Below are 20,506 nucleotides of genomic sequence, written 5' to 3'. Positions count from 1 at the left end.
ATGAGTTTTTATCTCAAAAACCTTACCCTACATAAGCCAGATGGCCAGCCGCTGCTAAGCCATTTTGATTTAACCATTCATCGAGGTGAGATCGTCAGCCTAATGGGGCCAAGCGGCTGTGGTAAGTCGACCTTACTCAATGTTATTGCCGGACATTTACCCACCGATTTTCGTTATCGTGGAGAGATGACATTCAATCAACAAGATCTAACGACGCTGCGCCCACATCAACGCCAAATTGGTTTATTGTTCCAAGATGATTTGCTATTTCCGCATCTGAATGTGTGGGAAAATTTAGCCTTTGCCTTACCCAATGCAGTCAAAGGCCAACATCGCAAACGACAAGCGCAACAAGCTTTAGAGAACGTATCGTTACTCGCGTTAGCGGAGTCTTTCCCAGACCAACTGTCGGGTGGACAAAGAGCCAGAGTCAGTTTGCTGCGTATGCTGCTCGCTCAACCTCGCCTAGCGCTACTTGATGAACCATTCAGTAAATTAGATAAAACATTACGGATACAATTTCGCCAGTGGGTATTTGAACAGTTAAAAGCCTCGCAAATTCCAACCTTAATGGTCACTCATGATGAAGAAGATGTGCTTCACTGTGATCGTGTAATCCAATGGCCTGAGGAGCAACTCAATGCTTGATCGCTACATTATCCCGGTTATTCGCCGCCCCTTATCCTATGCGGCAGAACAATTGGATGAACTCAACGTGACCGCAAATCAGGTGACACTCTTCGGTTTTGCTTTGGGGTGTTTGGCTTTTCCAGCGTTATTATTAGAGCAGTATACCTTGGCTTTATGGCTGATCCTCGCTAACCGACTTTGTGATGGGCTGGATGGAGCATTAGCGCGAATTCAAGGACTCACTGATGCAGGCGGATTTCTCGATATTAGCTTAGATTTTCTGTTTTATTCGTTAATCCCTTTTGGTTTTATTCTCGCGAATCCAGAAGCCAACAGCATTGCGGGCGCTTTTTTGATTTTTTCGTTCATTGGTACTGGGTGCAGTTTTCTCGCTTTTGCCGTCATGGCCAGCAAGCACGGGATCATCAACCCTGTTTATCAGCATAAGTCTTTGTATTATATGAGTGGATTAACCGAAGGGACAGAAACGATCGTTTGTTTGGTTCTATTTTGTCTCTTTCCTGACTATTTTTCACTGATTGCCTATCTGTTTGCAGCGGCTTGTTGGATAACGACTGGAACACGGCTCTATTCTGGTTTTCATACACTATCAACATTAGAGAAAACCAATAACTCACATTAAGACGTTCCGACACAACCCATTAGTGACGGCGTCACTAATGGGTAATCCGTTTTGGTCGAAATAGAACGACACTATTCAACGGTTAATATAGCGGCTAATCACAACACTTCGCTTAGCGAGCTTTGATCTCCGGCCAGAGGATATTCCAAGGTTTAATCCAGTTATCAATACCTTGACTAACCATAGGCGAAGACCATTTTTCGCCCAGCAGAGGGGCATTTCTTGGATCACAAACAAACTCAAAGTGTGTGCCCTGAAAAGAAAAACGCAAAGCAAAAGCATGCAGATACCCACGATCCGCTTGGCTAGTCGGCAAATAAATAGGATCACCGACGATAGGCGAGCCTATCGATTTGAGTGCTACTCGAATTTGGTGGGTTTTGCCAGTGTGCGGTTTACATAAAAACAGCCGTTCGCCTGGCTCAGCCGGTAAAGAGAAAAATTGTGTGATGGCTGGGTTATCATAAGTTGGTACGAGTTTCCAACTGGCTCGACGTGAACGTTGCATATCACCACTGATCAACCCTTGTTTCTTCTTCGGTTTTTTGGCACCTATCGCGAGATAATATTTCTCAACCTTTCGCTTAGCAAAAGCCCGCGACAATTCACTGGCTGCCGCTGCATTGCGGGCGAGCAGTAGCAAACCAGAGGTCATTTTATCTAAGCGATGCACCAAATACAGTTGTGTATCGCCACTTTGCTGCCCGACTTCATGCAGCAACATCGTCTCCCCATCATCTTTATGAACAGAAACATTAGGGTGTTTATTAACGACTAAAAAATCCGTATGCGTCACAACTATATCAAACATGGTATTTTCCGAATAAAAACGATATTCACCTACGGCGACTTCAGACTGTAGATGAATAATAAATTGAGACCGAGGATCATAAAGCAACGGCTAAGTTTCACCTAGGTTTAGTTAATAAGCGAAACCGAAGGCTTCTATCGCGAACAAAGTGGAGTGGTAGCTAGACGTCAGCAAATGCTGAAAGTTCATAATCACTTATTTAATCCCCCGTAAACGCAAACACCGTCATGGCAGACGGTGTTTAGGGCGAAAATTAAGCAGGTTAATTAGGCAAAAAAGACCAATAACATCAACACAGGACAGACGATACGCACATACGTAGGCCAAATTTTCCAAAACCAGCTTTGTTCTATTTCTGGATAACCTTGCTTTAACTCATTGAGAATGTGATTACGATGCCAAATCCACCCGACCATTAAAGTGATCAAGAGAGCAATAATTGGTTGTGAATAAACGGTAGTAAACTGAATCACCAGACCAAATAACGCCGAGAAATTAAAGACAATCACCGCTGAAAACAACGTAACTAAACCGCCAATCCACAACACCGCCGAGCGGCGGCTCTGCTGCAACTCTTCAGTGGCACACGCCACGGGCACTTCAAGCATGGATATTGATGAAGTCAGGGCAGCAATGACCATCAATAAGAAGAACACTAAACCGATTAATGTCCCGACGGTGCCCATGGTATCAAACATGGCAGGTAAAACCGTAAACACCAAGGTATCTGAATTGAGTAACTCACCCGAGGCAGAAAAAATTTCTACGCCATTATGTTTAGCCACAAACATCGCAGGTAAGATCATCAAACCAGCAATAAAAGCAACACCAGTATCAATCAGTGCTACCTGAGCGGCCGTTTTAGGGATGTTGGTCTCTTTCTTCAGATAAGAGCCATAAGTGGTCATCACACACACACCCAATGAGAGAGAAAAGAACGCTTGTCCCATCGCACTGACAATCAGTTGCGGTGTCAGATGACTGAAATCGGGTACTAAGTACATGGTTAACCCATCCCATGCGCCTGGCTGAGTGAAAATATACACCGTCAATAAACCAAATAGGATAAATAGCAGAGGCATCAGACGAGTCGACCACTTTTCAATCCCATTTGCGACGCCATTACTGACCACAAACATGGTCAGAGCCATAAAAGCCATCATCAGAATTAAGTTACGTTCGGTACTAAAAGTGGTTAACCATTGGCTAGCGCTCTCTATGCCTACCAATTCTAAACTGCTACCAAATAATGAACCCAATAACCAACCAGCAACAATCGCGTAAAAACTGAGAATTAAAGAGACGACGACCATGCCGATAACGCCAAGTAAGATGGCACCGAACTTGCCTTTTGGCCATACCGAACGAAACGAGCGTATCGGGTTAGATTGCCCATAACGCCCTACGGTCAATTCGGCCACCAGCATAGGAAACGCCAATAAAAACACCATCAGTAAATAGACGATTAAAAAAACCGCACCGCCGTTACTCGCAGCTTGAGTCGGAAACCCCCAAACATTACCCAAACCGACTGCAGAACCAGCTGCTGCCATAATAAAACCAAATCGGGAGGTGAATTGGCCTCGAGAACTACTCGCCATAAATAGATACCATCATGTTATTGTAAACGCGCTAACCGCCCTTAGTGTGTACAAAAAAATATACACCAAAACAAAGCACGACTATCAACGTGGATATAGCAAGTAAAACAGTTTAATTATAAAATTGGAAGTCCGAACGCTCTAAATAAACACCAAGATGAAGCCTCTTTTGTCTGTTTGGTACTTTTTTGTTCGACCAATTGTTCATCTTAGGTTCCTCCACCGCATTCTTCTTTTAACGATCACTTTTTTGTACAGTTCTGTTTCATATCACCTTTCAATCCTTCCTTCTCTGACGCTTTCCCTTTACTATCCACATAGACAACAATCAATACCGTGAGTATATGGATAAGATTTATCACTTTTTAACGTTAGCAAGCATCGTGATTTATTGGCTACTGGTCGCCGGGGTCACTCTGCGCGTTGTTCTTAAACGTAAGGCCATGAGCGTCTCTCTCGCTTGGTTAATGATCATTTACATCATTCCTATTGTCGGCGTGATCTGTTACTTCATGTTCGGGGAGCTGAACCTTGGCCGAACCAGAGCCGAACGAGCAAAAGAGATGTTTAAACCGTTTGGTGAATGGTTTCGTTCGCTCAATGATTGCCAAGCGCATATGCCTGAAACCATGGGCGCTCATATTTATAAAATTGATGAGCTGTGCAACCGTCGCATGGGAATTCCGGCGTTAAGCGGCAATACACTCTCACTGCAAAATTCGCCTAATGAAATCCTCCATTCGATCATCGCTGATATCGAAAAAGCACAACATAATATTCGCATGGAGTTTTATATCTGGTATCCCGGCGGTTTGGCTGATGCCGTTGGCTCGGCTTTAATTCAGGCGGCTAAACGCGGCGTCGATGTCAAACTATTGCTCGACTCCGCAGGAAGCCCGAAATTTTTCCGTAGTCATTGGTACAAATTAATGCGCAGTTCTGGCATTCATGTCGTTGAAGCGTTGCAAGTCAGTCCTTGGCGGATGCTATTTCGCCGTTTAGATCTTCGTCAGCACCGTAAAATTATCGTTATCGATGATAGCATTGCTTACACTGGCTCAATGAACATGGTCGACCCTGCGTTTTTCAAGCAAGACTCCGGCGTCGGGCAATGGATTGATATTATGGTACGTATCACTGGGCCTACCGTTAATGTCCTCTCAGCTATCCATTGTTGGGATTGGGAGGTAGAAACTGGGTCGCGGATGTTGCCTAATATTCCAGAATGCCAACTCGATACAAGTCAACCCCAACACCCGATACAAGTCGTGCCATCCGGACCGGGAATGCCAGAGCACTTGATCTTACAAGTACTGATTCTTGCTATGCATCAAGCCAATCAATCCGTACGGATTACCACGCCTTACTTTGTGCCAAGTGCTGATTTATTGGCCACATTAAAAATGACGGCGCAACGTGCGATCACGGTTGAATTGATTATTCCGCAAAAAAATGACTCAATGATGGTGCAATGGGCTTCTCGTTCATTTTACGAAGAATTGCTTGCAGCAGGCGTCACTATTTACGAATTTCATGGTGGATTACTGCATACTAAATCGGTTGTTATTGACCAAAAATTCTGTTTAGTCGGCACCGTGAATCTTGATATGCGCAGCTTATGGCTTAATTTTGAAGTCACGCTAGCCGTTGATGATCAAGAGTTCACTCAGCAATTGTATTGGCAACAACAAAGTTATATCGACCAATCTCAAGCCGTCCAAGCCAGTGAGTGGGAGAAGCGATCCTTAGGTCATCGCTTTTTAGAGCGGGTATTTTATCTGTTCAATCCTCTTCTGTAATCGACTAGGAAACTTTAGACAAGGACTCTGACATGTCACACAATAAAAAGACTCAATTGATCACTGCTGGTCGAGATAAAAAATGGACACAAGGTAGTGTCAACCCTCCGGTTCAACGCGCATCAACCATTGTTTTTGATACGGTTGCCGATAAGCATCACGCGACGGTGAATCGAGCCAATAAGACTCTTTTTTATGGTCGCCGAGGAACCACCACTCATTTCGCCTTTCAAGAAGCGATGAGTGAATTAGAAGACGGTGCAGGTTGCGCCCTCTACCCTTGCGGTGCTGCGGCGATCAGTAACGCAATTCTGGCCTTTGTTCAATCCGGCGATCACTTATTAATGGTCGATACCTGTTATGAACCAACGCGTGATTTTTGTAACACCATACTCAAAAAATTTGGGGTTGAAACGACGTATTATGACCCGATGATTGGTGAAGGGATCAGCGCTCTTATCCAGCCTAATACCAAGATTTTATTTACCGAGTCACCGGGCTCTATCACCATGGAAGTTCAAGATATTCCCACCTTGGCTCGCATTGCTCATCAACAAAATATCATTGTGATGATGGACAACACGTGGGCTGCGGGTATTCAGTTTGCGGCGTTACAACATGGTGTTGACATATCGATTCAAGCGGCGACCAAATACATTGTAGGCCACTCCGATGTGATGCTTGGTACTGCCGTTGCTAAAGCGGAATATTGGGACCAATTACGTGAAAATAGCTATTTAATGGGCCAATGCATTTCACCTGATGATGCTTATTTAGGTCTTCGTGGATTAAGAACCTTAGCGGTCCGTTTACAGCAACATCAACAAAATGCCCTTGCGGTGGCCAATTGGTTAGCCACTCATCCTTTAGTGGATGAGGTTCGTCATCCGGCATTCGCCAGTTGTCCAGGACACGAATTTTTCCAACGTGATTTCACTGGTGGCAACGGACTTTTCTCGTTTGTTCTTAAAACCAGCTATCCTCGTGCAACCACCGCTCTGCTCGATGGCATGCAACATTTTAGTATGGGTTATTCTTGGGGTGGCTTTGAAAGCTTAATTTTAGCGAATGAACCGAAAAGCTTTACCCAGTTACGAAGTGTCTCTCGACCCAATTTTGACGGGACTTTAATTCGTTTACATATTGGCTTAGAAGCGGTAGAAGATTTAATTGCTGATCTTGAACAAGGGTTTGCACGCTATCAAACCGTATTGGACTCTCGTTGCTGAACGCTTGTTTTGCCGATAACTGAACATTTTAGTTATCGGCATGGGCAATTCAAAAGGTGATCATTAACCATACCTACCGCTTGCATAAAAGCATAGCACGTCGTCGGTCCGACAAATTTAAACCCGTGTTGCTTTAAATAGTGGCTCATTGCACTCGACTCATCACTGTAAGCCGGAACTTGATCTGCGCTTTGCCAGTGGTTGATCTTCGGCTCTCCGCCAACAAAAGACCATAATTTATCGCTCAATGACCCACATTCTTTCTGTATCGCTATCGCAGCACGAGCATTAGTAAACACCGACGCTATTTTTCCACGATGTTTAATCACATCAAACTGGCTCATGATCGCTTCAACATCAGCATCATCGTATTGAGCTAACACGCTCAAGTCGTAATTGGCAAACGCTTGTCGATAAGCCTGACGTTTTTTTAATACCGTTAACCAACTAAGCCCAGCCTGAGCGCCTTCTAAAGTGATAAATTCAAACAAAACCCGATCCAGATAGGCTGGCCTGCCCCATTCCGTATCGTGATATTCACGCTCAAGAGGATGCTTTAGTGCCCATGGACAGGTTAAATTACTCGTCATTGTTACCTACTCGTTGGATGTTTGGTTTAGCTCAAGGATAAAATTATTCCGCTATACTGTGATGACCGATACCGAAAAGCAATCAAATCTAGAGGAGTGATGAACCTTCACGATGATGTTATTAGCGCTTAACATCGATGTCGATTGCTCAAGATTAATATCGAATACTATAGCGTTCTTCGCTAACCCAGCAATTTTCACAGAAAAGAGGCTCTTCGCTTTACTTGGGTATGATAGTACGACAACTTCAAGTAGAATAAAGGGATATTGCTTAGCCTCGTTGCTCACATGCGCACTTCTATTATGAATAGTTTATTACGATACACCATAGGCTTATCTGGCCTAATGTTGCTAATTGGATGTGGTGAAAGTATCGAACATCATCAAATCCGCCAATCTGGATTTGTCTATTGTGGACAAGGTAGCCCTAGTACATTTAACCCTCAGTTGGTTGATAGTGGCATCACTTCCGAAGCTTTAAGTCCACAATTGTATAATAGCTTGCTCACCATCGATCCTGATTCTCATTTTGTTCAACCTAGCTTAGCCAGTGAGTGGTATGCGACTAATCAAGGCACCGAGTATATTTTTACCCTGCGTTCCGGCGTTGAGTTTCAAACCACGCGCTGGTTTACTCCAACCCGCGCACTGAATGCAGAAGACGTGGTCTTTAGTTTCAAACGTATCATCGATCCTACGCATCCATTTCATAGCATCAATAATGCAAGTTATCCTTGGTTTACGAGCTTAAACATCACGAATACTCTCAAAGAGGTCGAGGCGTTAGATGCTAATACGGTAAAGTTTACTCTGACTCGACCAGATAATACCTTTTTAGCCAATATCTCTACAGCGCACGCGGTCATCCTCTCGGCGGAATATGCACAACAACTGCAAGCCAGTAATCAATTAGCGAATATTGATACCCATCCCGTCGGTACTGGGCCGTTCTATTTGGATGAGTATCAACCTCTTGATCTGATTCGTTTACGTCGCCATCCACACTATTGGAATGGACCGGCGAAAATGCAGCAAGTGGTGTTTGATATTTCCCAACGCGGTACCGGAACGCTGGCTAAGTTACTGCGTCACGAATGTGATGTGTTAACGTCACCGATCGCCAGTCAACTGCCAATCATCGAAAATCAGCCACACCTCACTCTCAAATCTAAGCCGGCGATGAATATTGCTTTTATTTCAGTGAATACCTCACATCCAGCGCTGAATGATGTTCGGGTACGTAAAGCGCTTAATTTTGCGATCAATCGACAAAATATCTTAGATTCGGTGTACTACGGTACCGGCAGCATCGCCTATAACCTACTACCGCCAAGCTCATGGGCTTATCAAAAAGATACGGTACAAATTCGCTATGATCGTAACTATGCGCTCGCTCTATTACGTGAAGCTGGCGTTACCTCAGGATTAGAGCTCACCATGTCGGTTCCAAATGAACCTCGGGCTTATAATCCTAGTCCAAGAAAAACCGCAGAATTAATCCAGACTCAGTTGGCCGAGGTTGGTATTACACTGCACTTGGTGGCTGAAGATCGCCTACAACGAGGTGAACTGCCACAACGTACAGAAGTCGATTTACTGCTGACAGGTTGGATTGGACACACAAGCGATCCGGACAATTTCTTACGTCCTTTACTTTCTTGTAGTGCGAATCGGGCAGGTCTTAATGTCGCCATGTGGTGCAATGATGACTTTGATTTCCTACTTGATCTAGCAAGAGAAGTCGAGCGACCACGCTATAGGCTTAACCTCTACACCCAAGCACAAAATATACTGAATCAAGAGTTTCCAATTATTCCTTTAGCGCATGGCAAACAATTTAAAGCGTACACGACATCACTATCGGGTTTTCAACTGAGTCCATTTAATGTGCAACCTTTCAATACCATCGAGAGGATAAGTGAATAATGTTTAACTATACGTTTCGTCGCTTTAACCTCTTTGTGGTGACTTTATTTATTTTAACCTTAGTCGGTTATAGCTTACTCAGATTAGATCCGAGCTCTCATACGATACAAGATAATTACTGGCTAGGCTGGTGGTCTTATGTGCAAGAACTGGCTCGTTTAAATTTTGGCGTCAATAAAAATGGCACGCCGATCATAGACGAACTATTGCTCGTATTTCCAGCCACCTTAGAACTGTGTTTAATTGCCTTTACCCTAGCGCTTGTGATTGGAATTCCTGTCGGCACCATTGCTGGTATGAAGCAAGGAAAATGGGTGGATACGGCAATTTCTTTTACCTCAATCTCTGGTTATTCGGCTCCGATTTTTTGGGTCGCGCTGATGATGATCATGTTATTCTCACTCAATTATGAAGCACTGCCTGTTGCCGGACGTTATGATTTACTTTATCAAATCCAACCCATAACTGGCTTTGCATTAATAGATGCCTTTCTTGCGCAAGGGCCGGATCGCCACTATGCACTACAAAGTGTGATTGAGCATATGATTTTACCTTGCTTAGTGCTGGCTCTAGCGCCAACCACGCAAGTGATCGGATTAATGCGTGCATCTGTCTCTGATGTGATGGCTCAGAACTATATTCGTGCCGCTCGTATTAAGGGGCTATCGTATTATCGGATCATTACCCAACATGTTCTGCCTAACGCGATTCCACCAATTATCCCTAAATTTGGTTTTGAACTCTCCAGTATGCTGACGCTGGCGATCATTACCGAATCGATTTTTAACTGGCCTGGCATCGGCCGCTGGCTGCTGGAAGCGCTCTCCAACAAGGATTACGTATCTATGCAAGCCGGGGTAATTGTGATTGGTGTATTGGTATTAACCGCCAATATTTTATCAGACCTCGTCGGAACCCTCGTCAACCCTCTGATAAGGAAAGAGTGGTATGCTAACAAATAGTATTTACCAAGAAGAGCACATCCCGACCCAATTTGAGCGTTTTTGGCGGAGTTTTAAAGCCAATAATCTCGCTATGTTTGGGTTATGGTGTTTATTAATCGTTCTTTTTCTCACGCTGACTTCTTATTGGATCACACCACACGATCCTCATAGTCAGTCAGGAGAATTATTAATGCCGCCATCTTGGGATCCCAGTGGGACCGTCAAATTCTTTTTAGGCACTGATGATTTCGGGCGTGATATTTTATCTCGTCTGATTGATGGATCTCGCTCAACCTTGGGTTCTGCATTATTGATCACCTTTATCGCAGTGCTCATCGGATGTTTAATTGGTATTTTAGCGGGCATGACCAAAGGGCTGCTCTCAAGCACCCTCAATCATTTATTAGATACGGTCATGTCCATTCCCTCCTTGCTACTGGCAATAATCTTCGTCGCTTTCTTAGGGCCTGGCGAATTTAATGTCTTATTGGCTATCGGCTTAGCCCTGATCCCGCGTTTTGTTCGCTCAGTCTATATCGCAGTACATAACGAGGTAGAGAAAGATTATATTTTGGCCGCTCGCCTTGATGGAGCGAGTGATATTTATCTCTTGTGGTATTCCATATTACCTAACGTACTACCGGTCATTGCCGCCGAGATCACATTAGGGCTGTCGGTGGCGATTTTAGATATTTCAGCCCTCGGTTTTTTAGGTTTAGGCGCTCAATCACCCAGTACCGAATGGGGAGCCATGCTCGGTGATTCTGTGGAGCTGATTTACTTAGCACCTTGGACGGTGACGCTACCCGGCATCGCGATTATGTTTACTGTGGTGATGATTAACTTAGTCGGTGAAGGCGTCCGTCAAGCCTTAAATGCAGGAGTGGAATAATGCCGCTGTTAGATATTCGCCATCTCACGATTGAAATTGATACGCCGCAAGGGTTAGTTAAAGCGGTCGACCGTATGAGCTTAACCATGAATGAAGGCGAGATTCGAGGTTTAGTTGGCGAGTCTGGATCAGGTAAAAGCTTAGTCGCTAAAGCCATTGTGGGGGTGAGCAAAGATAACTGGCGAATTACTGCCGATAGGATGCGTCTTGGCAATATTGATCTGCTCCAACTGACCCCCCGTGAACGCAGACGAGTCATTGCTCGTGATATTGCCATGATTTTTCAAGAACCCTCAACCTGCCTTGACCCCTCTGATAAAGTCGGTGAACAGTTGATTGAATCCATCCCCTCGCGTACCTTTGAAGGGCGTTGGTGGGAGCGTTTTACTTGGCGGAAAAAACAAGCCATTGCTTTACTGCATAAAGTCGGTATTAAAGACCATCGTAAAATCATGGCAAGCTACCCTTATGAGCTAACCGATGGTGAATGCCAAAAAGTGATGATCGCCATGGCGATTGCAGCAAAACCGAAATTGTTGATTGCCGATGAACCGACAAATGACTTGGACCCCATTACTCAGTCACAAATTTTACGTTTACTCAGTCGGATGAACCAAGTCAATAATACCTCTATTTTGTTAGTCGGCCATGACTTAACCACCATTACCCAATGGGCAACGCGCATCACTGTTATGTATTGTGGTCAATCCGTGGAATCCGCCGATACACCTAAGATCATGACTGAGCCTAAGCACCCTTATACCGTTGCGCTTCTCAAAGCGATGCCCGATTTCAGTGATTGGATACCTCACAAACAGAAGCTGCAATCATTGCCAGGCTCCATTCCCCCATTGCAACATCTCCCGATCGGCTGTCGCTTAGGACCTCGTTGTCCTTATGCTCAGCGTCAATGTGTCGAAGTGCCTGCCACTCGATTCATTAAAAGCCATAAGTTTGCTTGTCATTTTCCACTGAATATGGAGCCATAATCATGAGTGCTTCACTGCTAGAAGTTCATCAGTTATCCAAAGATTTTGTGAATCGCTCTGGTCTGTTTCGTAAAACCATTCACCATGCGGTCAAGCCAGTGAGTTTTAGCTTAGAGGCTGGACAGACTATTGGTTTCATCGGTCAAAATGGCTCAGGTAAATCGACTCTTGCACGTATGTTAGCGGGCGTAGTCGAGCCATCCAGCGGCGAAATTTTGGTCAATGGTGAGCGTCTAGCACATCAAGATTACAGTACACGTTGCAAATTAATTCGGATGATTTTTCAAGATCCAAATACCTCGCTAAATCCGCGCCTACAAATAGGTAGAATTTTAGAAGGCCCGCTGAAACGTAATACCAGCATGACACCAGAAGCACGGATGAATCGCGTGAGAGACACCTTGCTGCGCGTAGGACTGCTTCCAGAACATGCTTACTTTTATCCACAAATGTTAGCCACTGGGCAAAAACAGCGGGTTTGTTTGGCTCGGGCGCTGATTTTGCAACCTTCGGTGATCATTGCCGATGAAGCATTAAACGGTTTAGACATGGCCATGCGATCACAAATCATCAACCTTTTCTTAGAGTTACAAGAAGAAATGGGCGTGTCTTTTATTTATGTTTCGCAACATATTGGCATTGTTAAACATATCACGGATAAAATCATGGTCATGCATGAAGGTGAAGTTGTTGAGTCAGGTAACACTTTACAAGTCTTAGCTGATCCCCAGCACCCCATCACTCAACGGATGATTGAAAGCCATTTTCAAAAAGCGCCAAACTTTAAGTAACGGCTTAGCCGGTAACATAAAGTATCATTGAGCGGTTAAGATCAACGATTGAATGCCTACTCGAATAAGCAAAAGGCCCAAATCATTGGGCCTTTGTTCTCTAACTCACTTTATTGGGCGGACTTTTGCTTATTCAATTCCCTATCAAATTCATCGGGAAATAAGACCACCCCTTCTTCATTCTCATTCGGACAAACTACAACCGAAAGATCATCATCTGCCAATCCAGGAGTCCAGCGACTGCGCCATTGATTAAGAGGAATAGACTGAGCTTCACACTCTGCCCACTCGCCAGTGGCCCACGCCTCGGCTAGCTCACGATGCGGCCAAACGGGCACACACTCTTCGTCTTCAGTATTGAGCATCACACAGCCATCTTGGTCTTTTAAAATCCAGACTTGCTGATTAGCAACAATGTGCTTAATGCAATACGTTAAACGCTGTTCAGAATCATACTGATTGACGGCCGCGATTTGCTCCGCGCTAAGTGAATTAGACATAATATTCTCCGCTTTTTTTAAGCCCAAGATCATACCGTAATTTAATCATTACGCCAGCTCCGTTTGCGCCGCCACGACAACATCACATTCATACTCATCGCTGCCGCTGCACCTTAGCCGAGCTATCACTGCACGAATATCGTGCATCATTTATACGAAAAATCATTCAGTTAATGTTACGCACTGAGTTTGAAAGCACTTATCCACAGAAAATGTGGATAACCAGCCCAACGATAAAAACCTACTCTTTGAGATAAATTAACCAATACCAAATCCCCACAAACACACCACCACCGACAATATTGCCCAAGGTAACAGGAATTAAGTTATCGACAATGAAGTTCATCATGGTTAAGTCGGCATACTGGGCGATATTCGCCCCAGTCATCTGCCAAAAAGCCTCAGGGGCAACGTATTTGATACCAATGGCTAACGGCACTTGATACATGTTAGCAATACAGTGTTCAAACCCAGAAGAAACAAACATCGCTACGGGTAAAATGAGTACCATGACTTTGTCTGTTAAAGAGCGAGCACTGAAAGTCATCCATACGGCTAAACAAACCAAAATATTGCACATCAAACCAAGAGAAAAAGCCTGCAGAAAACCATGATGCAGCTTATGCTCGGCAATCGCCATTGCATTTAAACCGAGTTGTCCGCCATCATCCATAAACTGCTTGGTTGATAACATGATCCCAACCAATAAAACAGAACCACATAAGTTACCAAAATAGACCACGATCCAGTTTTTGACTAACTGTGGCCAAGAAATTTTCCCACTCGCTTTGGCGACCAAGGTCAATACAGAGCTGGTAAAGAGCTCTCCCCCCGTAATCACCACCAAAATCAATCCAAGACTAAAGGCTATCCCGCCAATCAGCTTAGCAATACCGTAAGGAATATCTTGTGCGCCCGTAGTAACCACGGTGTAAAACACAAAAGCGATACCAATATGAATACCTGCAGAAATCGCCAGTAAAAACGATTTATACATAGGTTTAGTGGCTTTGCTTTCTCCGGTGACGGCAGCACGTTCCGCCATTTGTGGAGGAAGCAGAGAGTCGAACTGGTTCAGATCCATAATTAATGTTACATTTTGATACAGGTAAAAGAGTGGCGGATAATCGCTCCATTTCCTTTTTTGTTCAAGGGGTATTATTGATGTTTACTAAAAATGTTTTAAAGACTACCTCACTCAGCTTCTTTCTCCTTCCTTTAACTGCATAAAAAAAGCCCATAATGGATTAAGATAACAGTTCTCTATGTTTGTGATTGCGCCTTTTTCTTTCGCCGATTAAGGTGAATTTAAATCAACCATAGTAAGGGTTTACGATGAAATTTTCTCCACAGCACCTTGATGAATTAAACCTGCTTATTCAATTTGATGTCAGCAGCGCAGCAACGGGTATAAAAGTACACAGCGATGCTCCAGAAGCACTCCAAGCCGCTGCACAGCGACTTCATGAAAAAGGCTTATGCAGCTTACCCGATGGTGGTTATTTGACTCACGAAGGGATTGAAATGGCCGAACTTACCCAACGTCTTTTGCACGTGTTAACTCACGCTTAATCTTCTTCCATCAAACCATGCGATAATAACGTTAACTTTCGGCTCATCATTCACGGTGGTTTTGGAGTTAACGTTATTGCTCTCTCAGTGACAAGCTCCTAATAACCACTATCCAACAGGTAATTGTATGCAACGTATCGCCATTATCGGTGCAGGTTGGCTGGGCCAACCACTGATTCAACATCTCAAACAACAAAATTATTACGTTTGTGCCAGCCGCACCAGCCTATCAGGCGTTGAGCAATTGCACGCACAAGGTGTGGAGGGGTTTGTTTGTCAGTTACCAGATGCCCCCCAGCTTGTCGAAGCGCTCTTAAACTTTCGCTGCGATGCGTTGATTGGCTGTTTTCCTCCCGGTTTTCGCAAAGGCCACGGCACCGACTACCAAGCAAGCTGGCAAACGTTAGTTAACGCAGCACAACAAGCGGGCATTCGCAAAATTATCATGATCAGCTCAACCAGTGTTTATCCTGACCAAGCAAAAACGATGCGTGAAGAAGATGCCTCTTTGGTTCAGTGTGAACAAAACCCTATGTTTTCAGAGAAAGCCAAAATCATGCTCTGCGCCGAACAAGCCGTTATCGATAGCGGTATCGAGTATGCTATTTTGCGTTGCAGTGGGTTAATCGGTCCCAATCGCCACCCTGCTCGCTTTGCGCTTCGTCTTTCTCAAGTCAGCGATCAAGCGCCCGCCAATATGGTCCATCAATATGATGTTTTACAAGCGATTACTTTTTCGCTGAGTGAGATTAACAACCACATTATCAATGTCACTATGCCGACAACGGTCAGTAAAGCGGAGTTTTACCGAGCGGCTTTGTCTGCGGTTCAATCACCTCATCCGTTACCACCGATTGTTCATTTACCCGATAAACGAATTGTCAGTGATAAGCTGATCACGATGGGATTTCATTTTCACTACGCTAATACATTAGAGGCGCTGCACGGTTATGAGTAAACGTCTTTATCAACATTTAGAAACTCTCTGGCAGTTTATGCAAATGGGACACGAGTTAAAACCTGCTGATGTGATCGTTGTCCCTGGTAGTAATGATATACGCGTTGCCGAAGTGGCCGCGGATTTATACCAAAGAGGACTAGCACCGTGGGTGCTTTTTTCTGGGGATAAAGGGCGCTTTACGGAAGATTTATTTGAGTACAGTGAAGCTGAAACATTCGCGATGGTCGCTAAAGAGTGCGGCTTACCCAGTTCTGCGATCTTATTAGAACCCCGAGCCACCCATAGTGGTGAGAATGTGTGTTTGAGTCATCAATTGCTTAGTGAGAAAGGTATTCAGGTTCAACGTTTACTGATTGTACATAAACCATATATGGAGCGACGCGCTTTCGCGACCTTTACTAAACAGTGGCCAGCAACGTTGACGTCTTTGCAAGTGACCTCTTCTGGCGGAGATTTTTTTGATTACTTGACCGAATCCCTGACGCTCGATGTAGTACTCCACGCCTTACTGGACGATTTTCAACGTTTGTTGGATTACCCTGCGCAGGGCTTTCAGATTCCCCAATCGATCCCAGATGAAGTACAGCAAGCTTATCAAGCCCTTAAGCGGTTGTTTTAAACATTCATTATACCCAAACGAGTTGAAGTTGCAGGTAGGCGGCAAGTGAGTAAATCCCCATGAGCATAGGCAAACTATGTGATTGGGGTGAACGAACGTAGCCAACACCGCTGCAGCTTCAAGTAGGAAGGGTATATTAGGGGCAAATGAAGGCTTGCCCCTCGTCTACTGAGATGATTGACGGCAAGGAATATCGCGAACAGAACTCAACGCCCAAGCGCTTGTTTATAGTGCTGTCGGCATACCGAGACATAGCGGTCATTACCACCAATATCCACTTGGTCACCTTCACTGATCGCCTGACCGTGCTCATCGGTACGGATCACCATATTCGCTTTGCGACCACAATGACAAATGGTTTTCAGTTCAATCAATTTATCCGCCCACGATAACAGGTATTTACTTCCTTCGAACAGCTCACCCAAAAAGTCGGTACGCAAACCATAACAAAGTACCGGAATATCTAACTTATCGACCACTTCCGTTAACTGATACACTTGCTCGCGAGTTAAAAACTGGCATTCATCAACCAGTACACAATGGCGTTTCTGTTCGGTATTTAATTGAGTGATCGCGTGCAATAAATCGGTGGTGTCATCAAACAGATGAGCATCCGCTTCAAGGCCAATACGCGAGCTGACCTTACCAACACCAAAGCGGTTATCAATCGCGGCAGTAAAAATCACCGGAGTCATGCCCCGCTCTTGGTAGTTAAACGACGATTGCAGCAAGGTGGTTGATTTACCCGCGTTCATTGCGGAGTAATAAAAATACATCTGAGCCAACGGGGAGGTTTCCTATTAAAACTAAAAAGCGCGCCATTGTAGCAAACCATCATCAAATGTGGATGCTTATTAGCGACGATAAGGCTTGTTCGTGAGCTTAACGGATCATTTCTACGATAAAAAAGGGCGGCTCAAAGCCACCCTCTTCTTATCATCAAACAACCATCATTTACTGTGCTTTTTCTTTAGCTGCCGTCACGGCAATCGCTAATTCTTCAAGAGCGGCTGGGTTAGCTACACTTGGAGCATCCGTCAATAAACAAGCCGCTGCGGTCGTTTTCGGGAAAGCAATCACATCGCGGATGTTTTCCGTTCCACACAACAGCATCACTAAACGGTCTAAACCAAACGCAAGGCCAGCGTGTGGTGGTGTGCCGTATTTTAGTGCATCCAACAAGAAGCCAAACTTCAAACGTTGCTCATGCTCATCAATACCCAGCAAATCAAATACCGCTGATTGCATGGTCGCATCATGAATACGAACAGAGCCACCACCAACTTCATAGCCGTTTAACACCATATCGTAAGCATTAGACAACGCATTACTTGGGCTGGCTTTTAATTCTTCTGCCGTCATATTCAATGGTGCAGTGAATGGGTGATGCATTGCCGCAACATTGCCTTCGCTGTCGGTTTCAAACATAGGGAAATCAACAACCCACAATGGTGCCCAAGTTGCCCCGTTGGTGATGGCCAAATCTTTGCCTACTTTAAGACGTAAAGCACCCATCGCTTCCGCGACAACATTGGCATTATCAGCGCCAAAAAGAATGATGTCGCCATTCTCTGCTTGAGTACGCTCCATAATTGTTTGCACAATCTCGGCATTTAGGAATTTAGCGACTGGCGATTGGATCCCCTCCAAACCAGCAGCGCGATCATTGACTTTCAACCACGCTAAACCTTTCGCGCCATAAATAGCGACAAACGCGGTGTATTCGTCAATTTGCTTACGCGATAGCGCTGCACCACCAGGGACGCGAAGCGCAGCAACACGACCTTTTTCATCATTGGCAGGACCAGAGAAAACTTTAAAATCGACGTCTTTCAGTAAATCCGCTACATCAACCAGTTCCATTGGGTTACGCAAATCAGGCTTATCACTACCAAAACGACGAATCGCTTCGCTATACGGCATGACGGGGAACTCACCCAAATCAACATCCAATAGCTCCAACCACATCTCACGAATCATTTGCTCAGTAACCGCACGAACTTGATCCGCCGTCATAAATGAGGTTTCGATATCGATTTGAGTAAATTCTGGTTGGCGATCGGCACGTAAGTCTTCATCACGGAAACACTTAACGATTTGATAATAGCGGTCAAAGCCAGACATCATCAGTAACTGTTTGAATAACTGAGGAGACTGAGGTAAAGCATAGAAACTGCCTTTGTGCACCCGACTTGGAACGAGATAATCACGTGCACCTTCTGGCGTTGCTTTGGTCAATACTGGCGTCTCAATGTCCAAAAAGCCATGTCCATCAAGGAAACGGCGAACAAAACTTGACGCTTTGGCTCGCAGCTTAATCCGATCGCTCATCTCTGGGCGGCGCAAATCTAAATAACGGTATTTTAGGCGCTGCTCTTCCGAGTTCTTTTGGTTGGAATCTAAAGGTAAGGCTTCTGAACGGTTGATGATCTGCAAATCTTTAGCCAGTACTTCTACTGCGCCCGTTGCCATATCTTGATTGATTTGACTGTCTGGACGAGCACGGACTTCACCCGTTAGCTTGATGCAGAACTCATTACGCACTTGGTTGGCAATGTTAAGCACATCCACCATATCGGGGTCGACAACAACCTGAACGATACCTTCACGATCTCGCATATCAATAAAAATCAGACCGCCTAAATCACGACGGCGGTTAACCCAACCGCAAAGTTCTACTGTTTGTCCAACAAGGGACTTGTTCAGGTGACCACAATAATGGCTACGCATAATGAAATTCCCAACCTCTATTTAATTCATCTTATTCCTAGCCGCAGATAATGTTAGCTACGGCGCATGATTCCATTTATACGCTGAAAAAAGTTGAAAATCGACCTTCCAGAATACAATTTTGCTGTGTTTTCTTCTGCCCTGCTTTTTCCGTACAATAATTCAGCAAAATATGTACAAAGCATCAACAGTAATAAAATTGGTGCTGATTATAACGTTAAAATAACGTATTCTTCAAAGAACTCATGCTTACCAACAAGAAAAAACTCATCATCGCAGCAATGACCAAACCACTTGAAGTAAGAAGCAAATAAACCGTGACGATGACAAACTTACCACTACGTCTAGGACTGACCCTATGGTCACATACCGGCTGGCAAGGGCGCTTTTATCCTTCGGGTAGTTCAGCGGCCGATCGTTTAGCGCACTACGCAACCGTTTTTCACACCGTCGAAGGCAATACGACGTTTTATGCGTCGCCCTCGCCACAAACGGTGAATAATTGGCGAGCCGCAACCCATGACCATTTCCGTTTCACATTTAAGCTACCGAAAAGTATTACCCACCAACATCAGTTGGTTGGATGCCAAGGTGAACTCAAACAGTTTTTACAATTAATGGCTCCACTGCATCAACGAATTGGTTTATGGACCATACAACTGCCGGCTTCGTTTAGTACCGCTCAGTTGAGTCATTTACAAAAATTTTGCCGCTATTTCCCCAAAGATTTCCCATTAGCGGTAGAAGTGCGCCATCGTGACTATTTTGCTAAAGGTGAAGAAGAGCGCCGTTTTAACCAATGGCTGATTGAAGAGGGGATCAATCGAATTATCATGGATAGCCGCCCTGTTTTTGCCGCCGAGCCAAGCAACGAAACCATTATTGATGCACAAAAGAAAAAGCCGAAAGTGCCCGTCCACGCATTAGCCACTGCCGATAACCCCATGATTCGCTTTATCGGCCATCCTGATTTAACCGCGAATGATGCTTTTTTTAATCCTTGGCTACAAAAGTTACCCCAATGGATCGCCGCCGGAAAACAACCCTATCTGATGATTCATACGCCGGATAACTTTTATGCCCCAGAACTCGCGGTTGATTTGTATCGGCAATTACAAACCAGCGTCCAACTTGCGCTTATTGCCGATGGAATCGCCAAACAAACAACGTTACCCGATTTAGCTCCATTTCCGGCCCAAAACAGTCAACAAATGTCGATATTTTGACGATGTTTTGTCACTAGCTCTGGGTATATAATGACAGACCAGTAAATTTTTCA

At 44.6% G+C, this 20,506-nt stretch carries 20 protein-coding genes; 13 read left to right on the top strand and 7 right to left on the bottom strand.

The features are described 5' to 3' along the window. Together VIB_RS06230 and VIB_RS06225 are read left to right on the top strand one after the other, a co-directional pair. The gene (locus VIB_RS06230; protein ID WP_004395121.1) at window positions 1-648 is read left to right on the top strand and encodes an ATP-binding cassette domain-containing protein; all 648 of its coding nucleotides are present in this window, start codon (window positions 1-3) and stop codon (window positions 646-648) included. Continuing rightward, window positions 641-1,273, top strand: a complete 633-nt coding sequence (locus tag VIB_RS06225; protein ID WP_004395120.1) for a CDP-alcohol phosphatidyltransferase family protein — start codon at window positions 641-643, stop codon at window positions 1,271-1,273. The genes VIB_RS06230 and VIB_RS06225 overlap by 8 nt, the downstream gene beginning before the upstream one ends. 112 nt (window positions 1,274-1,385) lie before the next feature. Here the strand turns inward: VIB_RS06225 and VIB_RS06220 are convergent, their stop codons facing one another. Next, window positions 1,386-2,084, bottom strand: a complete 699-nt coding sequence (locus VIB_RS06220) for a TIGR01621 family pseudouridine synthase (RefSeq protein ID WP_040904790.1) — start codon at window positions 2,082-2,084, stop codon at window positions 1,386-1,388. Window positions 2,085-2,350: 266 nt separating this feature from the next. Then, window positions 2,351-3,685 carry a sodium-dependent transporter gene (locus VIB_RS06215; protein WP_004395118.1) on the bottom strand — a complete coding sequence of 445 codons (1,335 nt, stop codon included), beginning with the start codon at window positions 3,683-3,685 and terminating at the stop codon, window positions 2,351-2,353. A gap of 344 nt (window positions 3,686-4,029) precedes the next feature. Here VIB_RS06215 and cls point away from each other — a divergent pair, with 344 nt between their 5' ends. Continuing rightward, the gene (gene cls / locus VIB_RS06210; protein ID WP_004395117.1) at window positions 4,030-5,484 is read left to right on the top strand and encodes a cardiolipin synthase; all 1,455 of its coding nucleotides are present in this window, start codon (window positions 4,030-4,032) and stop codon (window positions 5,482-5,484) included. A 32-nt stretch (window positions 5,485-5,516) separates the two neighbouring features. Continuing rightward, window positions 5,517-6,713 (top strand): cystathionine beta-lyase, encoded by a 1,197-nt coding sequence (locus VIB_RS06205; protein WP_004395116.1) that lies wholly within the window; start codon window positions 5,517-5,519, stop codon window positions 6,711-6,713. 32 nt (window positions 6,714-6,745) lie between these two features. Here VIB_RS06205 and VIB_RS06200 read toward each other — a convergent pair whose 3' ends face one another. Further along, window positions 6,746-7,303: a DNA-3-methyladenine glycosylase I gene (locus tag VIB_RS06200; RefSeq protein WP_040904250.1), complete on the bottom strand. Its 558-nt coding sequence runs from the start codon at window positions 7,301-7,303 to the stop codon at window positions 6,746-6,748. A 303-nt stretch (window positions 7,304-7,606) separates the two neighbouring features. Between VIB_RS06200 and sapA the strand changes: the two genes are divergently transcribed. From sapA to VIB_RS06170, 5 genes are read left to right on the top strand one after another with little or no spacing between them, the layout of a single operon-like run. Continuing rightward, entirely contained in the window at window positions 7,607-9,229 is a 1,623-nt protein-coding gene (gene sapA, locus VIB_RS06190; RefSeq protein ID WP_040904787.1) for an ABC transporter substrate-binding protein SapA, read from the top strand. After that, window positions 9,229-10,191: an ABC transporter permease gene (locus VIB_RS06185; protein WP_004395114.1), complete on the top strand. Its 963-nt coding sequence runs from the start codon at window positions 9,229-9,231 to the stop codon at window positions 10,189-10,191. Before sapA ends, VIB_RS06185 begins: the two co-directional genes overlap by 1 nt. Beyond that, window positions 10,178-11,065: a putrescine export ABC transporter permease SapC gene (gene sapC / locus VIB_RS06180; protein WP_004395113.1), complete on the top strand. Its 888-nt coding sequence runs from the start codon at window positions 10,178-10,180 to the stop codon at window positions 11,063-11,065. Before VIB_RS06185 ends, sapC begins: the two co-directional genes overlap by 14 nt. After that, on the top strand, window positions 11,065-12,054 hold the full coding sequence (locus tag VIB_RS06175) for a peptide ABC transporter ATP-binding protein (protein ID WP_004395112.1): 990 nt from the start codon (window positions 11,065-11,067) through the stop codon (window positions 12,052-12,054). The genes sapC and VIB_RS06175 overlap by 1 nt, the downstream gene beginning before the upstream one ends. Before the next feature lie 2 nt (window positions 12,055-12,056). After that, a complete protein-coding gene (locus tag VIB_RS06170) occupies window positions 12,057-12,845 on the top strand; it encodes a peptide ABC transporter ATP-binding protein (protein ID WP_004395111.1) in 789 nt (262 codons plus the stop codon). Window positions 12,846-12,955: 110 nt separating this feature from the next. Here VIB_RS06170 and VIB_RS06165 read toward each other — a convergent pair whose 3' ends face one another. Together VIB_RS06165 and focA are read right to left on the bottom strand one after the other, a co-directional pair. Further along, on the bottom strand, window positions 12,956-13,345 hold the full coding sequence (locus VIB_RS06165) for a DUF2750 domain-containing protein (protein ID WP_040904785.1): 390 nt from the start codon (window positions 13,343-13,345) through the stop codon (window positions 12,956-12,958). Window positions 13,346-13,586: 241 nt separating this feature from the next. After that, entirely contained in the window at window positions 13,587-14,429 is an 843-nt protein-coding gene (gene focA / locus VIB_RS06160) for a formate transporter FocA (RefSeq protein ID WP_004395109.1), read from the bottom strand. 251 nt (window positions 14,430-14,680) lie between these two features. Between focA and VIB_RS06155 the strand changes: the two genes are divergently transcribed. From VIB_RS06155 to VIB_RS06145, 3 genes are all read left to right on the top strand, one after another. Continuing rightward, the gene (locus tag VIB_RS06155) at window positions 14,681-14,917 is read left to right on the top strand and encodes a TIGR02647 family protein (protein ID WP_004395108.1); all 237 of its coding nucleotides are present in this window, start codon (window positions 14,681-14,683) and stop codon (window positions 14,915-14,917) included. 127 nt (window positions 14,918-15,044) lie between these two features. After that, the gene (locus tag VIB_RS06150; RefSeq protein WP_004395107.1) at window positions 15,045-15,875 is read left to right on the top strand and encodes an NAD(P)H-binding protein; all 831 of its coding nucleotides are present in this window, start codon (window positions 15,045-15,047) and stop codon (window positions 15,873-15,875) included. Next, a complete protein-coding gene (locus VIB_RS06145) occupies window positions 15,868-16,497 on the top strand; it encodes a YdcF family protein (protein ID WP_004395106.1) in 630 nt (209 codons plus the stop codon). The genes VIB_RS06150 and VIB_RS06145 overlap by 8 nt, the downstream gene beginning before the upstream one ends. Before the next feature lie 206 nt (window positions 16,498-16,703). Here VIB_RS06145 and VIB_RS06140 read toward each other — a convergent pair whose 3' ends face one another. Both VIB_RS06140 and aspS read right to left on the bottom strand, forming a co-directional pair. Beyond that, a complete protein-coding gene (locus tag VIB_RS06140; RefSeq protein WP_040904246.1) occupies window positions 16,704-17,282 on the bottom strand; it encodes a thymidine kinase in 579 nt (192 codons plus the stop codon). A 169-nt stretch (window positions 17,283-17,451) separates the two neighbouring features. Further along, a complete protein-coding gene (gene aspS / locus VIB_RS06135; RefSeq protein WP_004395104.1) occupies window positions 17,452-19,227 on the bottom strand; it encodes an aspartate--tRNA ligase in 1,776 nt (591 codons plus the stop codon). Between the two features lie 323 nt (window positions 19,228-19,550). Between aspS and VIB_RS06130 the strand changes: the two genes are divergently transcribed. Beyond that, on the top strand, window positions 19,551-20,453 hold the full coding sequence (locus tag VIB_RS06130; RefSeq protein WP_004395103.1) for a DUF72 domain-containing protein: 903 nt from the start codon (window positions 19,551-19,553) through the stop codon (window positions 20,451-20,453). Window positions 20,454-20,506: the final 53 nt, after the last annotated feature.

The sequence above is a fragment of the Vibrio metschnikovii CIP 69.14 genome, assembly GCF_000176155.1.
Lineage (GTDB): Bacteria > Pseudomonadota > Gammaproteobacteria > Enterobacterales > Vibrionaceae > Vibrio > Vibrio metschnikovii.
This window is presented reverse-complemented; position numbering and strand designations above follow the sequence as displayed.